General features: G+C 37.6%; 3 protein-coding genes, 1 tRNA gene and 1 rRNA gene. 3 read left to right on the top strand and 2 right to left on the bottom strand.

What is annotated here, in order from left to right:
- Positions 1-250: ribosomal RNA gene (locus tag BM294_RS13565) — 23S ribosomal RNA — on the top strand; the annotation flags it as partial.
- Between the two features lie 195 nt (positions 251-445).
- Positions 446-518: transfer RNA gene (locus BM294_RS13560), tRNA-Thr, on the top strand.
- A 181-nt stretch (positions 519-699) separates the two neighbouring features.
- Here the strand turns inward: BM294_RS13560 and BM294_RS13555 are convergent.
- On the bottom strand, positions 700-1,332 hold the full coding sequence (locus tag BM294_RS13555; protein WP_091209366.1) for a DUF4317 family protein: 633 nt from the start codon (positions 1,330-1,332) through the stop codon (positions 700-702).
- A gap of 186 nt (positions 1,333-1,518) precedes the next feature.
- Between BM294_RS13555 and BM294_RS13550 the strand changes: the two genes are divergently transcribed.
- A complete protein-coding gene (locus tag BM294_RS13550) occupies positions 1,519-2,088 on the top strand; it encodes a hypothetical protein (RefSeq protein ID WP_139225896.1) in 570 nt (189 codons plus the stop codon).
- Positions 2,089-2,399: 311 nt separating this feature from the next.
- Here BM294_RS13550 and BM294_RS13545 read toward each other — a convergent pair whose 3' ends face one another.
- Entirely contained in the window at positions 2,400-2,645 is a 246-nt protein-coding gene (locus tag BM294_RS13545; protein WP_091209362.1) for a glutaredoxin family protein, read from the bottom strand.
- Positions 2,646-2,870: the final 225 nt, after the last annotated feature.

Here is a 2,870-nt window from a genome sequence, read left to right as displayed (position 1 = left end):
GCTGTCCTTAGTACGAGAGGACCGGGATGGACTGACCTCTGTTGGACCTGTTGGAGATCAACTCCAGTGCAGGGTAGGCATGTCGGGACTGGATAAACGCTGAAGGCATCTAAGCGTGAAGCCACCCTCAAGATGAGATATCCCATCGCAAGAGTAAGACCCCTTGAAGATTACGAGGTAGATAGGGCTAAGCTGTAAGTGCTGTAAAGCATTCAGGTGATAGTTACTAATAGGTCGAGGGTTTGACCAATGTGGTTTGGTTGCTGGATAACAGATGGATTACTGAGAATAAGTTATTTGCATTCGGTACGCAGTTTTCAAGGCACGATACTTCTTTTGATTTTATATTAAAGAATATCGCAGATTTTAGCGATAAAAATCATTTTGCTGTTGACACAATATAGAATATTTGCTACTATATTCAAGCATTCAGCGAAACTAATATGCCGGTATAGCTCAGTTGGTAGAGCAACTGATTTGTAATCAGTAGGTCTTCGGTTCGAGTCCGAATCCCGGCTTTAGAAAAGAGATAGAACATCATGTTCTATCTCTTTTTTGTTCTGACGCAATAAAGAAATTTTACACTGGCATGGCCGTTTTTAATAATTACAGCACTGTTGACGAAACATAACAGTGCTGTAATTACGCCAATATTAAGGTGATATATGGTGTTGCTAATTAAAAATGCCAATATCAGCTTTAGTGATTTGATTTACCGATTATCTTATCTACGAATCCCATATCAGGATGCTCAGGATCAGAACAGAAAATATCTATACGACTTGGATCACTTGACCTGTTCTCAAATGCAGGAAACAAAAATCCAAGTTCAGGCTTTGATGCATTATAATCCTTATCGACTCTGGAAACAGCACAAATGATAAACTGAAAGACTTCCTCGGATTCTCCCTGTTCCTCTTTATCTGAACCCTTTACAGGCACATCATATAGTCCATGATAAATATATATCCCGTACTCCTGATTGATATGTATCCCTTCGGCAAGCTGCTCACACAGTGTCTGAACAAGAAGATCATCTTTAAGTCCATACTGTGAAAGCGCCATCAGAAGCTTATGAATGCTGTCATACGCCATATCTCCGCTCGGAAATGCATAGCTTCTGAGCTGCTGATTTGTCTTTGAAAAAGGAATCGTCTTTGCTATCTCAAGATTAACAGTTTTGTCATGAGTCCCCATATTTCTGAAATTAACATTGAATGTATTATCAATGAACCCCTCCGGATCCATATATGCACCGGCTGCACGATAAAAGCAGTTACGGCTAAGTGTCATTCTTCTGGTAAGTTCCAGCATGTCTTCACGATTTATCATTAAAATATTCTCCTTAATCATTATTTTGCGTACTGATACAGCGCTTTTTATTTTGTCAGCACTTTGTTATACTACTATATCAGATAACAAGTATCCGGCATATAAATCATTGCTCAAGCGAAGGAATGCCGACAGAAGATAAACTATATGTTACTTCCGGGGATATTAAAGAAAAAGGAATATATTATGTTAAAAATATCAACTCCATTTACCAGAGACCAGAAAGCAAATTCATATATAGCTGAATTCATCAACAATCGCATCATGTCACTTCTTATCAATGATATGGAAATTGCAGCAGGAAAAGATTATCTCAAGGTTACTTACGATGACGATGAATTCAGGGAGAATATCAGATTTTATTTCCCGGATCATTACTCAAAACCGGATGCGGCTGCAGCCTTCATTGCGCTGCTTAAAGGCGTAAAATCAAAGGAAGCATTTATCCCTGATATTTATGAGGAGTATGCTTTACACGCAGTTATCCATAGCTATATACATCAGTGCGAAGATAACGGAAAAAGCCCGGCAAAAAACATGCCATCCGAAGCACGGCAGTATGTGATGTCTGTCTTGAAAAATGAATATCTCGAAGACGGAGAGCGTGATGAGCAGGATCCTGAATTCCTTATGACCACATTTGAAGATATGTATGATTACGATGAGTTCTTAACTTATAATATGGATTATGGGATGTTGGATCATATGACTGCAGAAGAGATAGATGAAGCAAGAAAAAGCAGAAACGCAGACTGACATATATGAAGTTTTTCCTGTAGAAACAGGTTCGAAACCATAAAACACATTTATAATATCTTCCAACAGGCTGATTAATTCACAGTTTTTCGGGTTTTCAAGACAACTGAGCCATAATATCACCCAACTAATCAGCGAACGTTATACCAGCATAAATGTGCTTTATTTTCCGTATTATCGTATATCTGATTTTAACGATTGTTTTCCGGTGAAAACAGTCTGAAGTTACAAAACAGTTTTAAGAAAATATGATTTGTACACGGCTCTCTAAGATGTGAATATAAAAAGGATTTTCATCAGAAAATCCTTTTTTAAAACATATCATTTATATAGTCCATTATTTCATCGAAATTTGTGATACAAATGTATTCATCATCTGCTTCAGGGATGAACAGGGTAGGAGCGGTCATCACTCTGTACTTTACTACAAGATCAATTCCTGACTTATCATCTGCCGGACACTCAATATAGTTTACACCTGCAAGCTTCAGAGCCTGCTTTACCTGCTTGCACTTTGCACAGTTATATGTAGTAAGAAGTTTTAACTCACGTTCCATAGAATCTCCATTCTTGCCATCAGTGGCTTATCATTTCGCAGGTTATTGTAGCACAAAACCGAAGTATATAACAAATATACGGTTAATGCAGAACTACCTGATATACTGAGTAATTAATCTTCAGTGTAAAGGGTTGTATATATAGAAGAAATTTACTGTAATCATGAGAAAAATGATATTCAGGATACTCAATTCATACTGCACCGGTACCTAGAATATATGTAC

Source organism: Oribacterium sp. WCC10 (assembly GCF_900113415.1).
Taxonomy (GTDB): Bacteria; Bacillota; Clostridia; order Lachnospirales; family Lachnospiraceae; genus Oribacterium.
This window is presented reverse-complemented; position numbering and strand designations above follow the sequence as displayed.

What these genes read in the sequence shown, in the direction of transcription:
- BM294_RS13555 (WP_091209366.1), bottom strand. Translation starts at nt 1,332, where the DNA reads ATGATAAATCGTGAAGACATGCTGGAACTTACCAGAAGAATGACACTT.
- BM294_RS13550 (WP_139225896.1), top strand. Translation starts at nt 1,519, where the DNA reads ATGTTAAAAATATCAACTCCATTTACCAGAGACCAGAAAGCAAATTCA.
- BM294_RS13545 (WP_091209362.1), bottom strand. Translation starts at nt 2,645, where the DNA reads ATGGAACGTGAGTTAAAACTTCTTACTACATATAACTGTGCAAAGTGC.